This window comes from Actinomadura sp. ATCC 39365, from assembly GCF_054392275.1.
The window spans coordinates 6,432,524-6,449,390 of the sequence record NZ_CP184335.1 but is presented as its reverse complement, the minus strand read 5'-3'; the positions used below and the strand labels follow the sequence as shown (position 1 = coordinate 6,449,390).

Sequence of the window (16,867 nt, the reverse complement as noted above, 5' to 3'; positions counted from 1 at the left end):
GATCTCCGCGGCCTGATTGCAAACAGTTCTTCGCGAACAAGTCTTTGCGAAGAACTGTTTGCGGTCTAGGCTGCGAGGCATGACCGAACCCTCCGAGAGCGTGGTCGTCCTCGACGCCAAGGGCCTGCGAGCACTGGCCCACCCGGTCCGGGTGCAACTCGTGGACCTGCTGCGCAAACACGGCCCGTCCACCGCCACCCGCCTGGCCGAACGCCTGGGGGTGAACTCGGGCACCGCCAGCTACCACCTGCGCAGGCTCGGCGCCGCCGGATTCGTGGCGGAGGACACCGAACGCGGCAACGCCCGCGAGCGCTGGTGGCGCTCGGTCCACCACGTCACCCGGCTCAGCGACGAGGAGCTGTCGGAGCGGGAGCCCGAGGCGGTGCTGGCCTACATGCGGTCCATCGCCGCCCTGTACAGCCTGCGCACCCAGCGGACGCTGAACGAGCTGTCGACCATGCCCGCGGAGTGGCGGCGGGTGCTCGACCTCAGCTCCGTCGCGCTGCGGATCACCCCGGAGGAGGGGCGGCGGCTGAGCGAGGAGCTGGCGGAGGTCATCGACCGCTACCGCCGCGACACGCCCGGCCAGCCGGCGCCCGAAGGGGCCGCGCGGGTCTCGCTGATCACCCAGCTCCTGCCCGAGCTGCCCGAGTCGCCCGAGGACGCGTGATGGCGTCGCGCGAGTCGTTACGCCCGATGGCCGGCCTGCTCGCGGCCATGACGGTGTCGCTGACCGCGACGCGGGTGTCGGCCATCGCGTTGCCCTGGTTCGTCCTGACGACGACCGGGAGCCCGGCGCGGACCGGGATGGTGGCGTTCGCCGAGATGGCCCCGTACGTGCTGGTCAAGGCGCTGGCCGGGCCGCTGGCCGACCGGGCCGGGCCGCGCCGGATCTCCTGGATCGGGGACGTGGTGAGCGCCGCGGCGGCCGGGGCGGTCGTCCTCCTGCACGCCCTGGACCTGCTGCCGCTGGGAGCGCTGATCGCCCTCGTCGCGGTGGTCGGCGCGGCCCGCGGTCCGGGCGACCTGGCCAAGGAGATCATGATTCCCGAGGCGGCCGAGCGCGGGCGGGTGCCGCTGGAGCGCGCCACGGGGCTGATGGGCGTGACCGAGCGGCTGGCCCAGACGGTGGGGCCCGCGGCGGGCGGCGCGGTGGTGGCGCTGCTCGGACCGCTGGCCAGCCTCGGCATCAGCGTCACCTGCTTCGCGCTCGGCTCGGTGATCGTGGCGTGGGCGCTGCCGCGCGGCATGGGGCACCGCGCGCCGGCGCAGGAGGCGGAGGAGGGGTACTGGCGGCGGTTCGGTCAGGGCTTCACGTTCCTGCGCGGCGAACCGCTGCTGCTGTCCGTGGTCGTCATGGTCGGCATCACGAACCTGCTCGACGCGGCCTTCGGCCAGGTGCTGGTGTTCGTGTGGGCCAGGGAGTCCGGTCACGGCGCCGCCGTGGTCGGCCTGAACAGCAGCGTGATGGGGTTGACGGCGGTCGGCGGCAGCCTGGTCGCGGCCGCCGTGGCGCACCGGATGCGGCGCAGGCCCGTCTTCTTCGTGGCGTTCCTGCTCGCCGGGCCGACCCGGTTCCTCGTCCTGGCGGTGGACGCGCCGGTGTGGGCCATGGTGGCGGTGTTCGCGGTGGGCGGGTTCGCCGGCGGGTTCCTCAACCCGATCCTGGGGGCGATCTCCTACGAGCGGGTGCCCCGGAGCCTGCTGGGCCGGGTGAACGCGCTGAAGGACTCGCTCGCCTGGGCCGGCATCCCGCTCGGCGGGCTGGTGGGCGGGGCGCTGGTGGCGGCGGTGGGGCTGACGCCGGTGCTGCTCGCCGGTGGGGCGGTCTACGCCCTCACCACGAGCCTGACGGGACTGCGGCCCGAGTGGCGGCAGATGGACCGGCTCCGCGGCCAGGGCCCGCCCGTCCCGCCGGCGCCACCCGGGCCGCCCGCGCCGCCGGTCAGACGCCTGCGGCGATCTTGAGGAGCACCACGCCGCCGATGATCGCGGCGAACGAGGCGAGCTTGGCCGGCGTGATCTTCTCCTTGTAGATCAGCGCGCCGAGGACGACCGTGCCGATCGAGCCGATGCCGGTCCAGATGGTGTAGCCGACGCCGACGTCCAGGGTCTTCAGCGCCAGGCTCAGGGTGAAGATGCCGCCGGCGGCCGACAGCAGGGTGAAGACGGAGGGCCACAGCCGGGTGAAGCCCTGGGTGGCGTTGGTGCCGAGCGCGAAGCCGATCTCGAAGACGATCGCGATGGAGAGGTAGATCCAGGCCATGATGACGTTCCTTGTGCAGTGGTGGGCGGAGGGTCAGACTGCGGCGGGCTTGGCGGTGGCGGGCTCGGTGGTGGCGGGCTTGGCGGCGGACAGGCGGTCGGCGAGCTTGAGCCCCAGCACACCGCCGATGATCAGGACGAACGCCAGCCCCTTCCAGATGGTCAGCTCCTCCCCGAAGATCACCGAACCGAGCAGCACGGTGCCGACCGAGCCGATGCCCGTCCAGACGGTGTAGCCGACGCCGACGTCCAGGGTCTTCAGCGCCAGGCTCAGGAAGAAGATCCCGCCGGCCGCGGCGGCGGCGGTCAGCAGGGACGGCCACAACTGGGTGAAGCCCTCGGTGGCGTTGGTGGCCAGGGCGAAGACGACTTCGAAGACGGCGGCGATGAGCAGGTAGATCCAGGCCATCTCAGGACCCTTCTTTATTTGCATGTACGTGCAAGTGATTGAGCGACAGAGAGAAGCTTGCATGTGCATGTATGCTTTTGTCAATCCCGCGTCCGAGGGACCCGGGTCCTCAGAGAAGGAGGAGGCTTCCATGGCTCCGACGGCACCCAGTCCACGCCCGGCCCCGGCGCCCTCGGCGGTGTCCAGCTCCTGGAACGACGTCCTGCTGCTGCACGCCCGCGTGGAGAACGCCCTGGCCATCGCCCTCCAGCGGCGGCACGGCATCGGCCTGTCGGAGTACCGGGCGCTCGGCCATCTCGCCACCTCGGACGCCGGCGAGCTGCGCATGCAGGAGCTGGCCGACAGGATCGGGCTCAACCAGAGCTCGGTGACCCGGCTGGTGACCCGGCTGAACACGGCGGACCTCACGTACCGGGACCTGTGCCCGGACGACAAGCGCGGGGTCTACACCGTCATCACCGACGCGGGCCGGGCCCGCTACGCCGAGGCGAACGTCACCTACGAGGCGACGCTCAGGACCGCCCTGGAGGAAGCCGCACAGGCCGACCCGCGGCTGGCCGCGGCACTGCCGGCCCTGGGGCTGCTCGACCGGTAACCGGCAATCCCGTTTGTCCCGAATATTGAGGAGTTGAACATGCGTGCTGTGCGGATCACCCGCTTCGGCGGCCCGGACGTCCTGACGGTCGCCGAGGCGCCGCCGCCCCGGGCCCAGGAGGGCGAGGTGCTGGTGAGGGTCGTCGCCTCGGCCCTGAACCCGGTTGACGACAAGACCCGTGAGGGGGCCATCGGAGAGGGCGCCCCGCCGCTGCCGATGACCTTGGGATGGGAGCTGTCCGGCATCGTCGTGGACAGCCGGGACGATGCGTTGCCCGTGGGTGAACGGGTCTTCGGCATGTCCCATCAGCTCGGCACCGGCCGGGGGACGTGGGCCGACCTCGTGGCCATGCCGGTCGGTTCGCTGGCCGTCGCGCCGTCGGCGGTCAGCCTGGTGGAGGCGGCGACGCTGCCGTTGCCGGGGCTCACCGCGCTGCACACGCTCGACTGGCTGGCCGTCCGGGCGGGCGAGCGGCTGCTGGTGGCCGGCGCGGCCGGCGCGGTGGGCGGGCTGGCCGTCCAGCTGGCGCGGGCGCGCGGCGTCCGGGTGGACGCGCTGGTCTCCAGGCCGGCCCAGGCCGAGGTGGCCACGGAGCTGGGGGCCGACCGGGTCACGACCGACCCCGACGCCCTTCCGGCAGGGGCCTACGACGCCGTCTTCGACACCTTCGGCGCCTTCGCCGTCGAGGCCGTGGCCGACGGAGGCCGCTACGCCTCCATCGCCACCCAGGCCGGGCCGGTGCCCGACCTGTCTCATCGATCGGTCCGCACCACCGTCAACCAGGTGCGCGAGGACGGCCCCGGCCTCGCCGAGCTGGCCAAGGCCGTCGACGCGGGCCAGGTCAGGAGCCGGGTCGAGGCCCAGTACGGCCTGCAGGACGTACGGGCGGCCCACGAGCACTTCCGGCGCGGCCGGCTGAGCGGCAAGATCGCCCTGGTGCTCTGAGGCCGGCGGCGCTCAGATCATGCGTCGCAGCGCGGTCTCCACGGCGTCGATCAGCGGATCGCCCTCTGTCTGCGGATGCCGGGCCAGGCCGAGCTCGACGTCGGGCAGGGCGGGCAGGGCGTCCGGGTCGTGACAGGCCATGTCCGGTTCGAGGTTGCCGGGCATGAGCGCGGCGACCCCGAGCCCGGCCCGCAGCGCCGCGAGCACGCCGGCCAGGCTGTTGCTCTCGAACACCGGCCGCCACCGCCGGCCGGTGCGGTCGAGCGTGTCCACCACCGACGTACGCCACGCGCACGTCCCGGTGAACAGCACCACCGGCAGCGGATCGGCGGCCGGGTCGACGCCGTGGCCGACCGCCCACACCAGCGGCCGCCGCACGGTCCAGCGCGGCGGCCCGGGAAGGTCACTCGCCTCGTCGAGCACGAGCTGCACGCGGCCCGCGTGGTAGGCCTCCCGGATCGTGACACCGGAGAGGCTCAGCACCTCCAGCGTCGCACCCGGGTGCAGCCGGGCCAGGTCGGCGAGTGCCTGCGGCAGCTGCGCCGCGGCCAGATCCTCCAGCAGGCCGACGCCGCAGCGGCCGGTGAGCGCGCGCCCGGTCGCGGTGAGCGCCTGCGCGGAGAGCGACAGGATGCGCTCGGCGTAGGGCAGCAGCTCCTCCCCCGCCCGGGTCGGCGAGACGCCGGACGGCGACCGGTGGAGCAGCGGGCGGCCGACCGCGCTCTCCAGCTTGCGCAACTGCTGGCTGAGCGCGGGCTGTGTCTGCCCGAGCGCGGTCGCGGCGCGGCTGATGCTGCCCGCCCGCACAGCCGTGACGAACGACCGCAGCAAGCCCGTCTCCAGGTCTCTGGCCATAAGAATCCATTATGCCGCTTCCAACGAAACAACGTCTTCCTATGGGTTTCGGGATGACCTAGCGTCGCCCGGGTGACCGGATACCGACAGGTTCTCGCCGTGCCGGGGATGGCGGCGCTGCTGGGCGTCTCGCTGCTCGCCCGTGCCGCGATCACCGCCGACGTGACCGCGCTGACCATGTACGTCGTGCTGGGCCTGGACCTGGGCTACGTGGCGGCGGGTGGCGTCGCGGCCGCCCTGACCGCCGGGGTGGCGCTGGGCGGGCCGCTGCTGGGCCGCATGACGGACCGGCGGGGGCTGCGCGCCGTGCTCACGATCACCGTCGCCTCGCAGGCGGTGATCTGGGCGGGCGTGCCCGTCCTGCCGTACGCGGTGCTGCTGGGCGCCTCCTTCGTGGCGGGGCTGCTGATGGTGCCGGTCCAGGCGGTGACCCGGCAGGCGATCGCCGCGATGACGACGCCGGGGCAGCGGTGGGCCGCGTTCGCGCTGGAGTCGGTGCAGGGCGAGCTGGCGTACATGGTGGGGCCGCCGGTGGTGATCCTCTGCGCGGCGGAGCTGTCCCCGCAGGCCGTGGCGTGGGGGCTCGGGGCGCTGATCGCGGCCGGCGGGATCGGGATCTTCCTGCTCGATCCGCCGCTGCGAGCCGAGGGCGAGGTGGAAACCGGTTCGCCAGAACGTCCGGCGCGCCGCGAGTGGCTGGACCGCCGCATGGTCGCCATGCTGGCGATGGGGTTCGGCGTCACGACGCTGCTCAGCGGCGTCGACCTCGCCATCGTGGCCACGCTCAAGGAGGCGGGCCAGGTGTCCTGGGCCGCCGCGGTCGTGGCCGTCTTCGGCGTGACCTCCGTCGCCGGCGGGCTGGTCTACGGCACGCTGCACCGTCCGATGCCGACGTGGCTGCTGCTCGGCCTGCTCGGGCTGCTGACGATCCCCGCCGGGCTGGCCCACGACTGGCGCTGGTTGTGCCTGGCCGTCGTCGGCGCCGGGCTGCTCACCGCGCCGACCCTGTCCACGGTGGCCGACGCGGTGAGCCGGCTGGCGCCGGCCGGCGTACGGGGCGAGGCCACGGGCCTGCAGGCGTCGGCGACGAGCGCGGGCTTCGCGCTCGGCTCGCCGATCGCCGGGCTGGCGATCGACGCCGCGCTGCCGGGTGGCGGCTTCGCGGCCGCCGGGCTGGCCGGCCTCGCCGCGGCCCTCGTCGGACACCTGCTGTCCCGCGCCCGGCGGGCGGACGCCCGCCCGCCGGGCCGACAGCTTCGACCTACATCAGAAGAAAGGAAAAGTCCTGTTTCGTCCTCCGATTCGGCGGGATGTCGATCTTGATGCGGCGGGCGACCTCGTCCCGGCCGACGCCCAGCCCGAGGCCGATCAGCCGGTCGGGACGCAGCGGGACGGGATCGTCGAAGGCGACCGTGATCCGGACGGGCCACGGACTCTCCGGAACGGGCGGCGCGTCGAGCTCCCAGCACCCGTCCCAGTCGAACGCGTACCGGTTCCGGCGCGCGGTCGACGGGTCGAGCAGGGCCCGCGCGACGAGGGACGGCGAGTCGCCCGCGTACCCGGCCAGCAGGCCGGGGTCCAGTGAGCGGACCGGAATTCGGTCGTGGACGGTGAGCTTGCCGGTCCGGTCACAGCCCACGCAGTTGACCAGGAGCCAGACGTCGAGCAGCTTGCCGTTGGCGTTGACGCGGAACCGGCCGTCACCGACGGCGGCGCGGCCGGACGGGCAGGCCACGCAGCGCAGGACGAGCATGGGCAGGCGGGTGCGCCGCACCACCCAGGGCAGCACGATATGAGGATGTGAAGACATGATCTCTCTGAAGACCTGACGAAGAGCACGGAGAACAGAGCCGACGGCGTCCGTCGGCGACCGATGCGCAGGAAGGTGTCAGGTCTAAAGAGCAGGCGGCGTCATGCGCGCGAAGTCCTCACGAAGGGGTGGTCAGGCGGGCGGCGCTCAGCTCAGGCGAGCGCGCAGCAGGCAGAACTCGTTGCCCTCGGGATCGGCCAGGACGTGCCACTGCTCCTCGCCGGTCTGGCCGACGTCGGCCGGGCGCGCCCCGATCTTGAGCAGGCGGTCGAGCTCGGCGGCCTGGTCGCGGTCGGTGGCGTTGACGTCGAAGTGCAGCCGCAGCGGGCCCGTCTTGGGCTCGGCGGTGGGGTCGAAGACCAGGGTGGGCTGCAACCCGCCGAACCCTTCCCGCGGGCCGATCTCCACCGAGCCGTCGTCCGGGGTGTCGAGCACGACGAAGTCGAGCACCTCGCACCAGAAGGCGGCCAGGCCGTGGGCGTCTTGGCAGGGGACGATCAGTTCGGAGATGCGGCAAGCCATGATCGGCACCCTACCGGTCGCCGGTTGCCCCCTTCCAATGCTTAACGGCCCCTCGGCGACGTGCGGCCCCGGCATCCGCGGCGATCACTTTGCAGTGGCTTGATCGCCATTGTTCTCTCTCCGGGTACGTGAGCTGATACACCCTGTAAGGGAGGGGGCGGGCGATGACCGTGAGAATGGCATGGGTCTGCGCGCTGCTGGCCGTGATCGCCGCGGTGATCCCGCCGGCGCTGAGCGTGAAGCGCGCCAAGGAGCCGTCCGCCGCCCGCGCAGACCTGTCCGCCGTCCCGTTCGGGGTGTTCCTCGCCTCCGACTGGCGCGGGCCGTACCTGCTGGGCGCGTTCGAGTGGTGGCTGGGGGCGGAGGTCCGGGTGGGGCGGACGTACGTGCCGGGCGAGGCGTGGAACGCCCTGGGCGGGCCGGACTTCGTCCTGCAGCCGTGGATGCGGTGGCGGGCGGCCAAGCCGGGGCGCATGCTCGTGCTCAACGTGCCGATGGTCATGCCGAACGAGGGCGACCTGCCGGACGAGGCGGTGTCGGTGCTGCTGAACGCCGGCGCGGACGGCGCGTTCGACCCGTACTTCGACCGGCTGGCCCGGACGCTGGTGGCCGGGCGCGCGTCGGACACGGTGATCGTCCCGGGCTGGGAGATGAACGGCCTGACCTACTCCAGCCGCTGCTCGGCCGATCCGCAGGCGTGGCAGGCGTACTGGAGGCGGATCGTCACCGTGATGCGGGCGGTGCCGGGGCAGCGTTTCCGCTTCGACTTCAGCCCCAACCGAGGCCCGGACGCGATCGGCTGGACCGAGTGCTACCCCGGTGACGACGTGGTCGACATCATCGGCATGGACAGCTACGACCAGGGCCCCGGCCACCGGTTCGCCGACTACGTCGACCAGCCGTACGGGCTGGCGGCGCAGGCCGACTTCGCCGCCTCGCACCGCAAGCCGATCTCCTTCCCCGAGTGGGGGCTGTTCCGGTACGGGGACCGGCCGGAGTTCGTGCGCGACATGCTCGACTGGATCGCCCGGCACGACGTGGCCTACCACTCGATCGTGGACTACTGCCCGCACGGCGTCTGGCAGTGCCCGGCCAACCCGCGGTCGTCGCGGGTCTTCCGGCAGCTCATGCGCGACCCCGGCTACCGGCGCGGTCCGTCGGCGCCGCCGACCTCCCCGCCCGCCACGTCCCCCGCCCCCTCCTCTGAGCCGAGCGGGAGCGGGTCGCCGGAGTCTCAGCCCCGCCCGGCCGTCACCTCCCCGCCCACGGAGCCACCGGCCGCGGGCTGACCCGGCCGGGCCAGGCGCAGCGTGTGCGCCGCCAGCCGGTCGAGGGTGACGCCGAGGTCGAACTCGGCCGCCCGCGGCGGCGCCGCCCGTTCCTCCGCGCGCCGCACGGCCGGGTCGGTCAGCCGGGCCATGATCGCCGCGGCCAGCGCCGGCGCGTCCTGCGGCTCGACGAGCGCTCCGGTGGCCGGGGTGACCACCTCCGTGAGGCCGGGGACGGCGGCCGCCACCACGGACCGCCCGCTGGCCATGGCCTCCAGCACGGTCAGCGGCAGCCCTTCCCAGCGGGAGGGCAGCACGACCAGGTCGGCGGCGGCGTACCAGGGCCGTGGATCGGCGCTCGCCCCCGGCATGAGGACGCCGGGCGGCGCGTCGCGGCGCAGGCGGGCGAAGTCGTCCCCGTCGCCGACGAGTGCCAGGCAGGCGTCCGGCACCCGGGCCGCGACCTGCCGCCAGGAATCCACCAGCAGGTCCTGGCCCTTCTGCCGGGTGATCCGGCCGACGCAGACGACCAGCGGCCCGTCCGGGGACAGGCCGAGGCCCCGGCGGGCGGCGACGCGCTCGTCCGGCGAGGCGGGACGGAAGCGGGCCAGGTCGACGCCGTTGCGGACGACGGCCAGCGGGCCGCGCACGCCCGCGTCCCCGGCCTGCCGGTGCTCCCCTTGGCCGACGCAGAGCACCAGCCGCGTCCACCGGGTGGCGGCACGCTCCCAGGAGGCGGCCGCGGCGGCGAGCGTGCCCCGGCCGGCCAGCCAGGACCAGCCGTGCGGCTGGAACAGCGTCGGCACGCGGCCACGCAACACCGCCCGGCCGACCAGCCCGGCCTTGGAGGAGTGCAGATGCACCACGTCGGGACGGAACCGGCGCACGATGCGGCCGAGGACCGCGGCGGCGGCCAGATCGGCCGGATGCGGCGCCCGTACGGCGGGCCAGGGCAGATGCGGCAGCCCGAGCGCGGCCAGCCGCTCGCCGAGCGGTCCGCGCGGCGGCGCGGCGACGGCGACCGTCCAGCCACGCCGGCGCTGGTCGGCGCAGGCGCTCTCGACGTAGGCCGCGACGCCGCCCTCGGTCGGCTGGGTGACGTGCAGCACGCGCGGGGTGAAGGTCGTCATCGCGGCCTGCGCAGGGCCCGGTCGAGCGCCGCCCAACGGCCGCGGAGCGCCCGGCCGCCGACCCGGGCGCGGGCGGCGAGGGCGTAGAGCGTCGCGGCCGGCGTCCTGGCCAGCAGGAGCCGGTTGCTGACCGCCTGCCGGCCGCCCCACTTGGTCTTGTGGGACTCGGCTCCGCGCAGCAGCGACATCGTCGGCCGGCCCAGCCGGTGGGCGAGCCCGAGGTCGGTGCGCAGCAGCATGGTCACGACGTCGACCTGGGATCGCAGGTCGGGATGGGTGCCGTAGAGGTAGCCGCCGACGAAGTCCTTGCCCACGACCAGCAGGTCCACCGCGACGACCCGGCCGTCCAGGTGGTATTCGGTCAGCCGGGCCTGGCGGTCGGCCAGCAGCCGCCGGGTGGCGCGGGCCAGGTGGGCGTGGAAGCGCGGTTTGGTGTGCTCGACGTTGACGCCGCGGCCCTGCCATTGGAGGGCGTGCAGGTCGAGCAGGCGCGTGACGGCGTGCTCCGCCTCGTCGGCCGGCACGTCCCGGACCTGGATCGGGGCCTCGTCCACGCGTCTGAGCTCGCGGCGCAGCTTGGTCCCGTGCCTGCCGGGCAGCCCGGCGAGCAGCTCGTGAAGGGGGACGCCGGGCAGTTCGACGCAGGTCGAGGCGGGCAGCCGCCAGGAGCGGCCCGGCCAGGCCGCCGCGAGCCGTTCGGCGTCGGCCCCCTGGCGCACCTCCGGCAGGTCGAGCACGTCCCATCCGGGCAGCTCGGTCAGGGCCCGGCCGAGCGCCGCCGGCAGGTCGGGGTCCCCGTCCTCGATCAGCACGTCCGTGTAGTCGGACTGGTCGCCGCCGAGCGGCCGCAGGACGCGCAGCCCCGCGCGGCGGACGGTCATGACGGGGGCCGCGGCGACCAGCCGTCCCCGCCGGCGCAGCAGGACCACGTTCAGGCACGCGCCGTCGCCGTAGGTCTCCCACCAGGACGACAGCCAGGCGTGCGACTGGAACGGCGTCCCGGCCGGGGAGCGGTCGTGCAGGTCGGCCCACTCCCCCGCCAGGGTGCGCAGGCGTTCTGCGCCGGTCACGACCTCGGTGACCAGGTCCGAGGCCTGGCGGATCGCGGTGGTCATGCCGACGCCGTCTCGGCCGGCCGGCGCGCGGGCGGGACCTCCCGGTCGTCCTGCCGGTCGTCCCGCTGTCGCCCGGCGGGGGCCGCCAGCCAGATCAGGGCGGCCAGCAGCAGGCCGCCGGCCGTGCTGACGGCGGTGGCGAGCAGGGGCCGGGGCGAGCTGGGCGTGGCGGGCGGCGCGGCGGGGGCGAAGCTGGACAGCCGGACGCCGGTGTCGGCGCTGTGCCGGTTGGCGTAGGCGGTGAGCGCGGCCGTCGCGCTGTTGGCCCGCCGGGCGGCCTCCTCAGGGGTGCCGGCGAGGGCGGCCAGCCGGATCAGCGGCGCGTCGGGCGAGGCCGACGCCTGCAGGGTGGTCCGCAGCAGCTCGCCGTCGGCCAGGTAGGCGTCGCCGTTCCCGGCGAGCAGGCCGGGATGGACGGCCACCCTGGCGTAGGCCTGCGCGAAGTCGGCTTCCTGGATGGGGACGTCCTGCCGTACCGAGCTGACGACCGCATAGGCGTCGGCGGTGTAGACGGGCTCCTGGGTCAGCGAGTACGCCAGCCCCGCCCCCATGCCGATCAGCGGGAGCGCGAGCAGGGACCAGGTGCGGAGCGCGCCGGCGGCGCGCTGGACCGGGTGAGTCATGACAGCCTTTCCTGGTGGCGCCTGATGAGCAGGCGGTCGTAGAGGTCGTGCAGGCGCCGGGCTTGCCGGCGCACGTCGTAGCGGTCGAGGGCCGGGGGCGGCGGCAGGCGGGTGCGGGGCCCGGCGAGGGATGCGGCGAGGAGCGCGGCCAGCTCGGCGGCCAGCCGGTGGGGCGGCACCCGGCGGGCGCCGGGCACCGTCCCGGGGGCAGGTCGTCGATCGCCGGGCACGCGCCGTACAGGACGGGCAGCCCGGCGGCGAGCGCCTCGACGACGGCCAGGCCGAACGTCTCCTCCTGCGAGGGGGCGGCCAGCACGTCCATGGCCGACAGCAGGGCGGGCACGTGCACGCTCTCCCCGGCGAGGACGACGCGCCGCCCGACGCCGAGCCGCTCGGCCAGCGAGCGCAGCCGGGGTTGTTCCGGGCCGTCGCCGACGAGCAGCAGCACCGCGCCGTCCAGCCGCGGCAGCGCCTCGACGAGCAGGTGGAAGTTCTTGCCCGCCACCAGGCGGCCGACCCCGCCGATCACGAACGACTCCGGCGGGATGCCCAGGCTCAGCCGGGCCTGGGCGGCGGCCCGCGGATCGTGGCGGAAGGCGGCCAGGTCCACGCCGTTGGGGATGGTGACGACGCGCGAGGGCGGCAGGCCCCAGCCGTGCAGCCGGTCGGCCACGGTGGGCGAGACGGCGACGACGGCGTGCGTCAGCCGGGCGGTCGCCCGGTACAGCGCGCGGACGGGCGCCGTGACCGGCCGTCCCTCGATGTGCCTGGCCCCCGCCGAGTGCTCGGTGGTGACGACGACCGGCACGGCGGCCAGCCGGGCGGCGAGTGGCGCGTAGACGCAGGCGCGGTACAGGTGCGCGTGCACGACCTGGTAGCGGCCGGCGCGCATGAGGCCGGTGAGCCGGGGCAGCGCCCGCAGGTCCCGGTTGCCGCCCATGCCGACGGCGTGTACGGGCGTCCCGGCGGCGCGGATGGCGTCGGCCAGGGCGCCGGGCCGGGTCAGGACGGCGACCTCGCCGGTGCAGTCCATGTGCGGCAGGAGCGTGCGCAGCTGCTGCTCGGCCCCGCCGGCGGCCAGCCCGGTGATGACGTGCAGGACCTTCATCGGGGTCGCCCCCAGCGCAGCCGGTGGCAGGCGGTCTTGGCGAGCAGCCGGGCGGCGGTGTCGCGGTCGCCGACGTAGCGGCGGGGCAGGGCGTGCCTCCCGGCGAGCCGGCCGGGGCGCACGGCGCAGGCGTGCTCGTAGCCGGCCTGCCGTACGGCGGCGACCTCGCGGGCGGTCAACTCGCCGTAGGGGTAGGCGAAGCCGGTGACGGGGGCGCCGAGCACGTCCTGGAGCATGAGTCTGCTCGTGGTCAGCTCGTCGGCGAGCTCGTCGGGGGCGGCGGCCGGCAGGTGAAGGTGGCTGCGGGTGTGGGAGCCGACCTCCATGCCGGCGGCGGCCACCCGGCGCAGCGTGCCGGCGTCCATCAGGGGGCGGGGAGCGACGTCGCGGTCCCAGGCGTTGTGGCCGCCGATCCGGCCGGCGACGACGTACACGGTCGCGGTGAAGCCGTATCCGGCCAGCACCGGGACGACGTCGGTGGCGAAGTCGGCGTAGCCGTCGTCGAAGGTGAGCCCGACGAGCCCGCGCCGGTCGCCGGGATGGTTCAGCAGTTCGCGCACCGACACGCCGCGCAGCCCGCGCCGGGCGAGCCAGCGTATGTGCGCGGCGAAGCGCTCGGGGGTGACGACGATGTCGAAGGGGTCCTCGCCGCGCTCGGCGACGGAGTGGTACATCCAGATGAGCGGCAGCGCGCCGATGCGCGTGCTCATACGCGCTCTCCTTCCCTGACGGTCGTGACGGCCCTCCGGAGCGGCGACAGGCCGAGGCGTTGGAGACCGGCCAGCAGGAGCGCGGCGGTCACGGTGATCCCGGCGGCGTTGGCCAGGGCGATGCCGCCCTGCGCCATGCCGGGGACGAGCGCCGCGGCCAGCACCGCGGTCAGGGCCAGGCCGGCGGCCATCGCCAGGGCCGGGTACCACAACCCGCGCCACCCTCCGGCGCAGAAGTAGGCCCGGCAGACCACGCCCACGACGGTGTGGCCCAGCAGGCCGATCGTGTAGAGCCGCAGGACGTGCTCGGTGGCGGTGGCGGCGGCGTCGTCGAAGGCGCCGCGGTGCAGCAGCACGTCCACGATCGCGGGCGCGAAGGCGGCCAGCAGCGCGGCGGCGGTGACCGTGACGGCCGCCGCCGTCGTCAGGTCGCGGGCCAGCAGCCGCCAGGCCCGGCGGGTGTCGCCCGCGGCGATGCTGCGGGCCAGGTGCGGATAGGTGACGGTGGCCAGCATCAGCGAGACCACCATCGGCACCTGGGCGATCTTCTGGGCGTAGTTGAGATGGGAGATCGCGCCCGCGGGCAGGTCGGCGGCGAGCACGCGTTCGACCAGCACCTGGCCCTGCCGCAGCAGCGTGAAGGCGATGATGGGCAGCAGCGCGGCGACCGGCAGCACCAGGCGCCGGGGCAGCCGCCGGGGCAGGCCGACCCGCCGCAGGTACGCCGGCGCCTGCATGGCCACCATGAGGACGGCGCCGGCGGCGACGCCCCACGCGGCGGCCCGCACGCCGAGGGAGTCGTGCCAGATCGTCAGGCAGCCGACGAGGGCCACGTTGTAGGCGAGACCGGTGGCCGCGGGCGGGCCGAAGACGTGGCGGGCCCGCAGGGCCGCGCTGGCGTACCCGGCCAGCGCGAACGGCAGGATGCAGCCGCAGCAGATCCGCCAGCACTGGACGGCCAGCCCGGCCTGGGGCAGACCGGGGGCCAGCGCCGTCACCAGCCAGGGCGCGCCGGCCGCGGCGCAGACGGCGACGGCGGCGAGCGCGGCGGCCAGGGCGGGCAACGTCCGCTCCACCAGCGCCGCCCGCTGCCGCGCCCCGGACGCCGTGCTGAACAGCGGGACCAGCCACAGGGCCATCGCCCCTTCGATGAGCAGCGGCGCCGCGGTCTCGGGCACGGTCCAGGCGACCAGGAAGGCGTCGGTGTCGGCGTTGGCGCCGAACAGCGCGGCCATCAGCAGGTCGCGCACGTAGCCGAGCGCCGAGCCGGCGCCGACGAGCATCGTGGTGAGGGCCGCGGCGCGCAGGTCGGCCGCGCCCCGGCTCAGCACGCGGGCCGCCGCGACGGGAGCGCGGCGGTGCCGGTCCATCCCGTCGCCAGGCCCAGCATGACCGACATGACCAGGCTCGTCGCGCCGCCGATGTCGGCGTAGGCGAAGTCCACCGCCAGCCACGTCACGAAGCCAGCGGCGGCCAGCCCGGCCGGGCCCGAGCGGCCGGGCCGGGTGAGGGTGCGCACGAGCGCACCGCCCACGAGCAGCGCGAACGCCGCCAGGCCGAGGAGCCCCTGCTCGCTGAGCACCAGCAGGTACATGTTGTGCGGGGACAGCAGCGGCTGGCGGCGGTATCCGCCGGCCGGGTCCTCGACGTCGCTGCCCGAGGACAGGGCCAGCGGCGCGTAGGTGTCCCGCCAGGCGGCGAACCCCTTGGGGCCGACGCCGGTGACCGGGTGGTCCTGCCACATGCCGGCCGCCGCCTGCCAGAGCTGGTACCGGTCGGCCACCGACCGGTCGGGCTGGTCCACCGAGGAGGAGATGGAGGTGACGCGCTCGGCGATGACCCCGCCGCCTGGCCCGACCAGGAGTGTCAGGAGCACGGCGGCGGCCGCGGCCGCCACGGCGGCCCGCGCGGCCACCCGGGCGCCGCGCAGCACGAGCATCACCGCGACGGCGCAGGCCACCGCGACCCAGGTGCCGCGGCTGAGCGACAGGACGAGCGGCGGGCACAGCGCCGCCGCCGCGACCAGGGCGGCGGCGCGCCGGGCCGGGCCGCCGGTGAGCGCGACCGCCAGGGCGATGATCAGCCCGAAGCTGACCACGCTGGCCAGCGCCATGACCTCGCCGGCGCCGAACGTGCCGACCGCGCGGATCGGCAGCCCCGCGTAGGAGGCGCCGCTGCCCGTGAGCGCCTGCCAGCAGCCGAGCCCGGCCTGGACGACCGACACGGCGGCGACGGCTCCGCCCACCAGCAGCAGGTCGGACCGCTGCCGCACCGCCACCGTCACGGCGACGGGGACCAGGACGAACACCTGGAGGAACCGGGCCAGGCCGGGCAGCGCCAGCATGATGTCGGGCGCCGCGAGCGCGGACGCCGTCGCCGCGAGCGCCGCGGGCGCGGCGAGCAGGGCCCACCGGCCGGGACGCGCGCCGCCACGCGCCAGGCTCACCGCGACGGACACCAGCAACGCCAGCGACATCAGGTCGGCGACCCGCGGCTGGACGACGTCGGCGGCGTGCGGTCCGGCGGGCACGCACACCGCGATCACGGTCAGCGCGGCCCACAGGCTGGGACGGGCCGGCAGGCGGCACAGGGACGGCAGGAACGCCCTGATCACGATCGTCCCGGCCACAGCAGGCAACCGACCGTCCGGATCATGATCTTGATGTCGCGGCGCAGGGACCAGGTGTCGATGTAGTGGTTGTCCAGCCGCGCCCGGTCCTCGATCGAGGTGTCGCCCCGCAGGCCGTGGGTCTGGGCCCAGCCGGTGAGGCCGACGGGCAACCGGTGGCGGCGCCCGTAGTGGTGGTCGCCGCGCGAGAACAGCTCCACGAAGTGCGGCCGCTCGGGCCGGGGGCCGACCAGGCTCATGTCGCCGCGCAGCACGTTCCACAGCTGCGGCAACTCGTCCACGGAGCAGGAGCGCAGCAGCCGGGCCACGCGGGTCAGGCGGGGGTCGTCGTCGATGCTCCAGCGGGTGTCGGACTCGCCGGCGCGCAAGGGGGGCGAACGTGCGGAGCTTGATGATCTCGATGGGCGTCCCGGCCACCCCCACCCGGACCTGGCGGAACAGCACCCCGGGCCCTCCTTGCCCGCGCAGCAGCAGCATGCAGGCGGCCAGCACCGGAGCGCTGACGACCAGCCCGGCCGCCGCCAGCACGACGTCCAGGGCGCGCTTGAGCGGCCAGGACGCGCGCCGCTGCGGCAACGGCCGCATGCGCAGCACCGGGAACCCCCGGACGTGCTCGCCGGCGGGCACGAAGTCGACCAGCACGCCGCCGGGTTGCGGCGCCAGGTACACCGGGTACCCCGCCAGCCGGGCCTGTTGCGCGAGCCGGTGGGTCTGCTCCTCGCCGCCCGGCGGCGGGGCCAGGACCACCACGCGGGCCAGGTGCCGGCGGGCCATGGTGAGCAGGGTCTCCGGATCGTCCACGATCGGCGCGTACGGGGCCTGGCCCAGCACGTCGCAGGCGCCGCCGACGGGCAGCAGGCCGTACTCGGTGTGCCGTACCAGG

General features: G+C 74.9%; 18 protein-coding genes and 1 pseudogene. 6 read left to right on the top strand and 13 right to left on the bottom strand.

Features of this window, described 5'->3' with window-relative positions; genetic code table 11:
• Positions 1-79: 79 nt before the first annotated feature.
• A complete protein-coding gene (locus ACNF49_RS31520) occupies positions 80-670 on the top strand; it encodes a helix-turn-helix domain-containing protein (RefSeq protein WP_482939828.1) in 591 nt (196 codons plus the stop codon).
• Positions 670-1,968, top strand: coding sequence for an MFS transporter (locus tag ACNF49_RS31515; protein ID WP_482939827.1), 1,299 nt, complete (start codon positions 670-672; stop codon positions 1,966-1,968). The genes ACNF49_RS31520 and ACNF49_RS31515 overlap by 1 nt, the downstream gene beginning before the upstream one ends.
• On the opposite strand, the gene ACNF49_RS31510 is transcribed toward ACNF49_RS31515, so the two are convergent.
• Together ACNF49_RS31510 and ACNF49_RS31505 are read right to left on the bottom strand one after the other, a co-directional pair.
• Positions 1,946-2,266 carry a DMT family transporter gene (locus ACNF49_RS31510; RefSeq protein WP_357979246.1) on the bottom strand — a complete coding sequence of 107 codons (321 nt, stop codon included), beginning with the start codon at positions 2,264-2,266 and terminating at the stop codon, positions 1,946-1,948. The genes ACNF49_RS31515 and ACNF49_RS31510 overlap by 23 nt on opposite strands.
• Positions 2,267-2,299: 33 nt before the next feature.
• The gene (locus ACNF49_RS31505; protein WP_357979248.1) at positions 2,300-2,674 is read right to left on the bottom strand and encodes a DMT family transporter; all 375 of its coding nucleotides are present in this window, start codon (positions 2,672-2,674) and stop codon (positions 2,300-2,302) included.
• A 130-nt stretch (positions 2,675-2,804) separates the two neighbouring features.
• Between ACNF49_RS31505 and ACNF49_RS31500 the strand changes: the two genes are divergently transcribed.
• Both ACNF49_RS31500 and ACNF49_RS31495 read left to right on the top strand, forming a co-directional pair.
• Positions 2,805-3,269 (top strand): MarR family winged helix-turn-helix transcriptional regulator, encoded by a 465-nt coding sequence (locus ACNF49_RS31500; RefSeq protein WP_482939826.1) that lies wholly within the window; start codon positions 2,805-2,807, stop codon positions 3,267-3,269.
• 39 nt (positions 3,270-3,308) lie between these two features.
• Positions 3,309-4,214 (top strand): NADP-dependent oxidoreductase, encoded by a 906-nt coding sequence (locus ACNF49_RS31495; RefSeq protein WP_482939825.1) that lies wholly within the window; start codon positions 3,309-3,311, stop codon positions 4,212-4,214.
• Between the two features lie 12 nt (positions 4,215-4,226).
• On the opposite strand, the gene ACNF49_RS31490 is transcribed toward ACNF49_RS31495, so the two are convergent.
• A complete protein-coding gene (locus ACNF49_RS31490) occupies positions 4,227-5,069 on the bottom strand; it encodes a LysR family transcriptional regulator (protein WP_482939824.1) in 843 nt (280 codons plus the stop codon).
• A gap of 72 nt (positions 5,070-5,141) precedes the next feature.
• Here ACNF49_RS31490 and ACNF49_RS31485 point away from each other — a divergent pair, with 72 nt between their 5' ends.
• Positions 5,142-6,392: an MFS transporter gene (locus tag ACNF49_RS31485; RefSeq protein ID WP_482939823.1), complete on the top strand. Its 1,251-nt coding sequence runs from the start codon at positions 5,142-5,144 to the stop codon at positions 6,390-6,392.
• On the opposite strand, the gene ACNF49_RS31480 is transcribed toward ACNF49_RS31485, so the two are convergent.
• Both ACNF49_RS31480 and ACNF49_RS31475 read right to left on the bottom strand, forming a co-directional pair.
• Positions 6,331-6,858, bottom strand: a complete 528-nt coding sequence (locus ACNF49_RS31480; RefSeq protein ID WP_482939822.1) for a DUF1062 domain-containing protein — start codon at positions 6,856-6,858, stop codon at positions 6,331-6,333. The genes ACNF49_RS31485 and ACNF49_RS31480 overlap by 62 nt on opposite strands.
• Positions 6,859-7,026: 168 nt before the next feature.
• A complete protein-coding gene (locus ACNF49_RS31475; protein WP_357979260.1) occupies positions 7,027-7,401 on the bottom strand; it encodes a VOC family protein in 375 nt (124 codons plus the stop codon).
• A 164-nt stretch (positions 7,402-7,565) separates the two neighbouring features.
• Between ACNF49_RS31475 and ACNF49_RS31470 the strand changes: the two genes are divergently transcribed.
• Entirely contained in the window at positions 7,566-8,690 is a 1,125-nt protein-coding gene (locus ACNF49_RS31470; protein WP_357979262.1) for a glycoside hydrolase family 26 protein, read from the top strand.
• Here ACNF49_RS31470 and ACNF49_RS31465 read toward each other — a convergent pair.
• The 8 genes and pseudogenes from ACNF49_RS31465 to ACNF49_RS31430 all read right to left on the bottom strand — a co-directional run.
• Positions 8,636-9,799 (bottom strand): glycosyltransferase, encoded by a 1,164-nt coding sequence (locus ACNF49_RS31465; RefSeq protein WP_482939821.1) that lies wholly within the window; start codon positions 9,797-9,799, stop codon positions 8,636-8,638. The genes ACNF49_RS31470 and ACNF49_RS31465 overlap by 55 nt on opposite strands.
• On the bottom strand, positions 9,796-10,914 hold the full coding sequence (locus ACNF49_RS31460; RefSeq protein WP_482939820.1) for a GNAT family N-acetyltransferase: 1,119 nt from the start codon (positions 10,912-10,914) through the stop codon (positions 9,796-9,798). The genes ACNF49_RS31465 and ACNF49_RS31460 overlap by 4 nt, the downstream gene beginning before the upstream one ends.
• A gap of 282 nt (positions 10,915-11,196) precedes the next feature.
• Positions 11,197-12,645, bottom strand: a complete 1,449-nt coding sequence (locus tag ACNF49_RS31455; protein WP_482939819.1) for a glycosyltransferase — start codon at positions 12,643-12,645, stop codon at positions 11,197-11,199.
• A complete protein-coding gene (locus ACNF49_RS31450; RefSeq protein ID WP_357979272.1) occupies positions 12,642-13,355 on the bottom strand; it encodes a polysaccharide deacetylase family protein in 714 nt (237 codons plus the stop codon). The genes ACNF49_RS31455 and ACNF49_RS31450 overlap by 4 nt, the downstream gene beginning before the upstream one ends.
• Positions 13,352-14,725, bottom strand: coding sequence for a lipid II flippase MurJ (locus tag ACNF49_RS31445; protein WP_357979274.1), 1,374 nt, complete (start codon positions 14,723-14,725; stop codon positions 13,352-13,354). Before ACNF49_RS31445 ends, ACNF49_RS31450 begins: the two co-directional genes overlap by 4 nt.
• Positions 14,680-15,993: an O-antigen ligase family protein gene (locus ACNF49_RS31440; RefSeq protein WP_498703851.1), complete on the bottom strand. Its 1,314-nt coding sequence runs from the start codon at positions 15,991-15,993 to the stop codon at positions 14,680-14,682. Before ACNF49_RS31440 ends, ACNF49_RS31445 begins: the two co-directional genes overlap by 46 nt.
• Positions 15,966-16,292 carry a sugar transferase gene (locus tag ACNF49_RS31435; protein WP_482945611.1) on the bottom strand — a complete coding sequence of 109 codons (327 nt, stop codon included), beginning with the start codon at positions 16,290-16,292 and terminating at the stop codon, positions 15,966-15,968. The genes ACNF49_RS31440 and ACNF49_RS31435 overlap by 28 nt, the downstream gene beginning before the upstream one ends.
• Before the next feature lie 64 nt (positions 16,293-16,356).
• Positions 16,357-16,569 (bottom strand): annotated as a pseudogene (locus tag ACNF49_RS31430) (sugar transferase); the annotation flags it as partial.
• Positions 16,570-16,867: the final 298 nt, after the last annotated feature.

What these genes read in the sequence shown, in the direction of transcription:
- ACNF49_RS31520 (WP_482939828.1), top strand. Translation starts at nt 80, where the DNA reads ATGACCGAACCCTCCGAGAGCGTGGTCGTCCTCGACGCCAAGGGCCTG.
- ACNF49_RS31515 (WP_482939827.1), top strand. Translation starts at nt 670, where the DNA reads ATGGCGTCGCGCGAGTCGTTACGCCCGATGGCCGGCCTGCTCGCGGCC.
- ACNF49_RS31510 (WP_357979246.1), bottom strand. Translation starts at nt 2,266, where the DNA reads ATGGCCTGGATCTACCTCTCCATCGCGATCGTCTTCGAGATCGGCTTC.
- ACNF49_RS31505 (WP_357979248.1), bottom strand. Translation starts at nt 2,674, where the DNA reads ATGGCCTGGATCTACCTGCTCATCGCCGCCGTCTTCGAAGTCGTCTTC.
- ACNF49_RS31500 (WP_482939826.1), top strand. Translation starts at nt 2,805, where the DNA reads ATGGCTCCGACGGCACCCAGTCCACGCCCGGCCCCGGCGCCCTCGGCG.
- ACNF49_RS31495 (WP_482939825.1), top strand. Translation starts at nt 3,309, where the DNA reads ATGCGTGCTGTGCGGATCACCCGCTTCGGCGGCCCGGACGTCCTGACG.
- ACNF49_RS31490 (WP_482939824.1), bottom strand. Translation starts at nt 5,069, where the DNA reads ATGGCCAGAGACCTGGAGACGGGCTTGCTGCGGTCGTTCGTCACGGCT.
- ACNF49_RS31475 (WP_357979260.1), bottom strand. Translation starts at nt 7,401, where the DNA reads ATGGCTTGCCGCATCTCCGAACTGATCGTCCCCTGCCAAGACGCCCAC.
- ACNF49_RS31470 (WP_357979262.1), top strand. Translation starts at nt 7,566, where the DNA reads ATGACCGTGAGAATGGCATGGGTCTGCGCGCTGCTGGCCGTGATCGCC.
- ACNF49_RS31465 (WP_482939821.1), bottom strand. Translation starts at nt 9,799, where the DNA reads ATGACGACCTTCACCCCGCGCGTGCTGCACGTCACCCAGCCGACCGAG.
- ACNF49_RS31460 (WP_482939820.1), bottom strand. Translation starts at nt 10,914, where the DNA reads ATGACCACCGCGATCCGCCAGGCCTCGGACCTGGTCACCGAGGTCGTG.
- ACNF49_RS31455 (WP_482939819.1), bottom strand. Translation starts at nt 12,645, where the DNA reads ATGAAGGTCCTGCACGTCATCACCGGGCTGGCCGCCGGCGGGGCCGAG.
- ACNF49_RS31450 (WP_357979272.1), bottom strand. Translation starts at nt 13,355, where the DNA reads ATGAGCACGCGCATCGGCGCGCTGCCGCTCATCTGGATGTACCACTCC.
- ACNF49_RS31445 (WP_357979274.1), bottom strand. Translation starts at nt 14,725, where the DNA reads ATGGACCGGCACCGCCGCGCTCCCGTCGCGGCGGCCCGCGTGCTGAGC.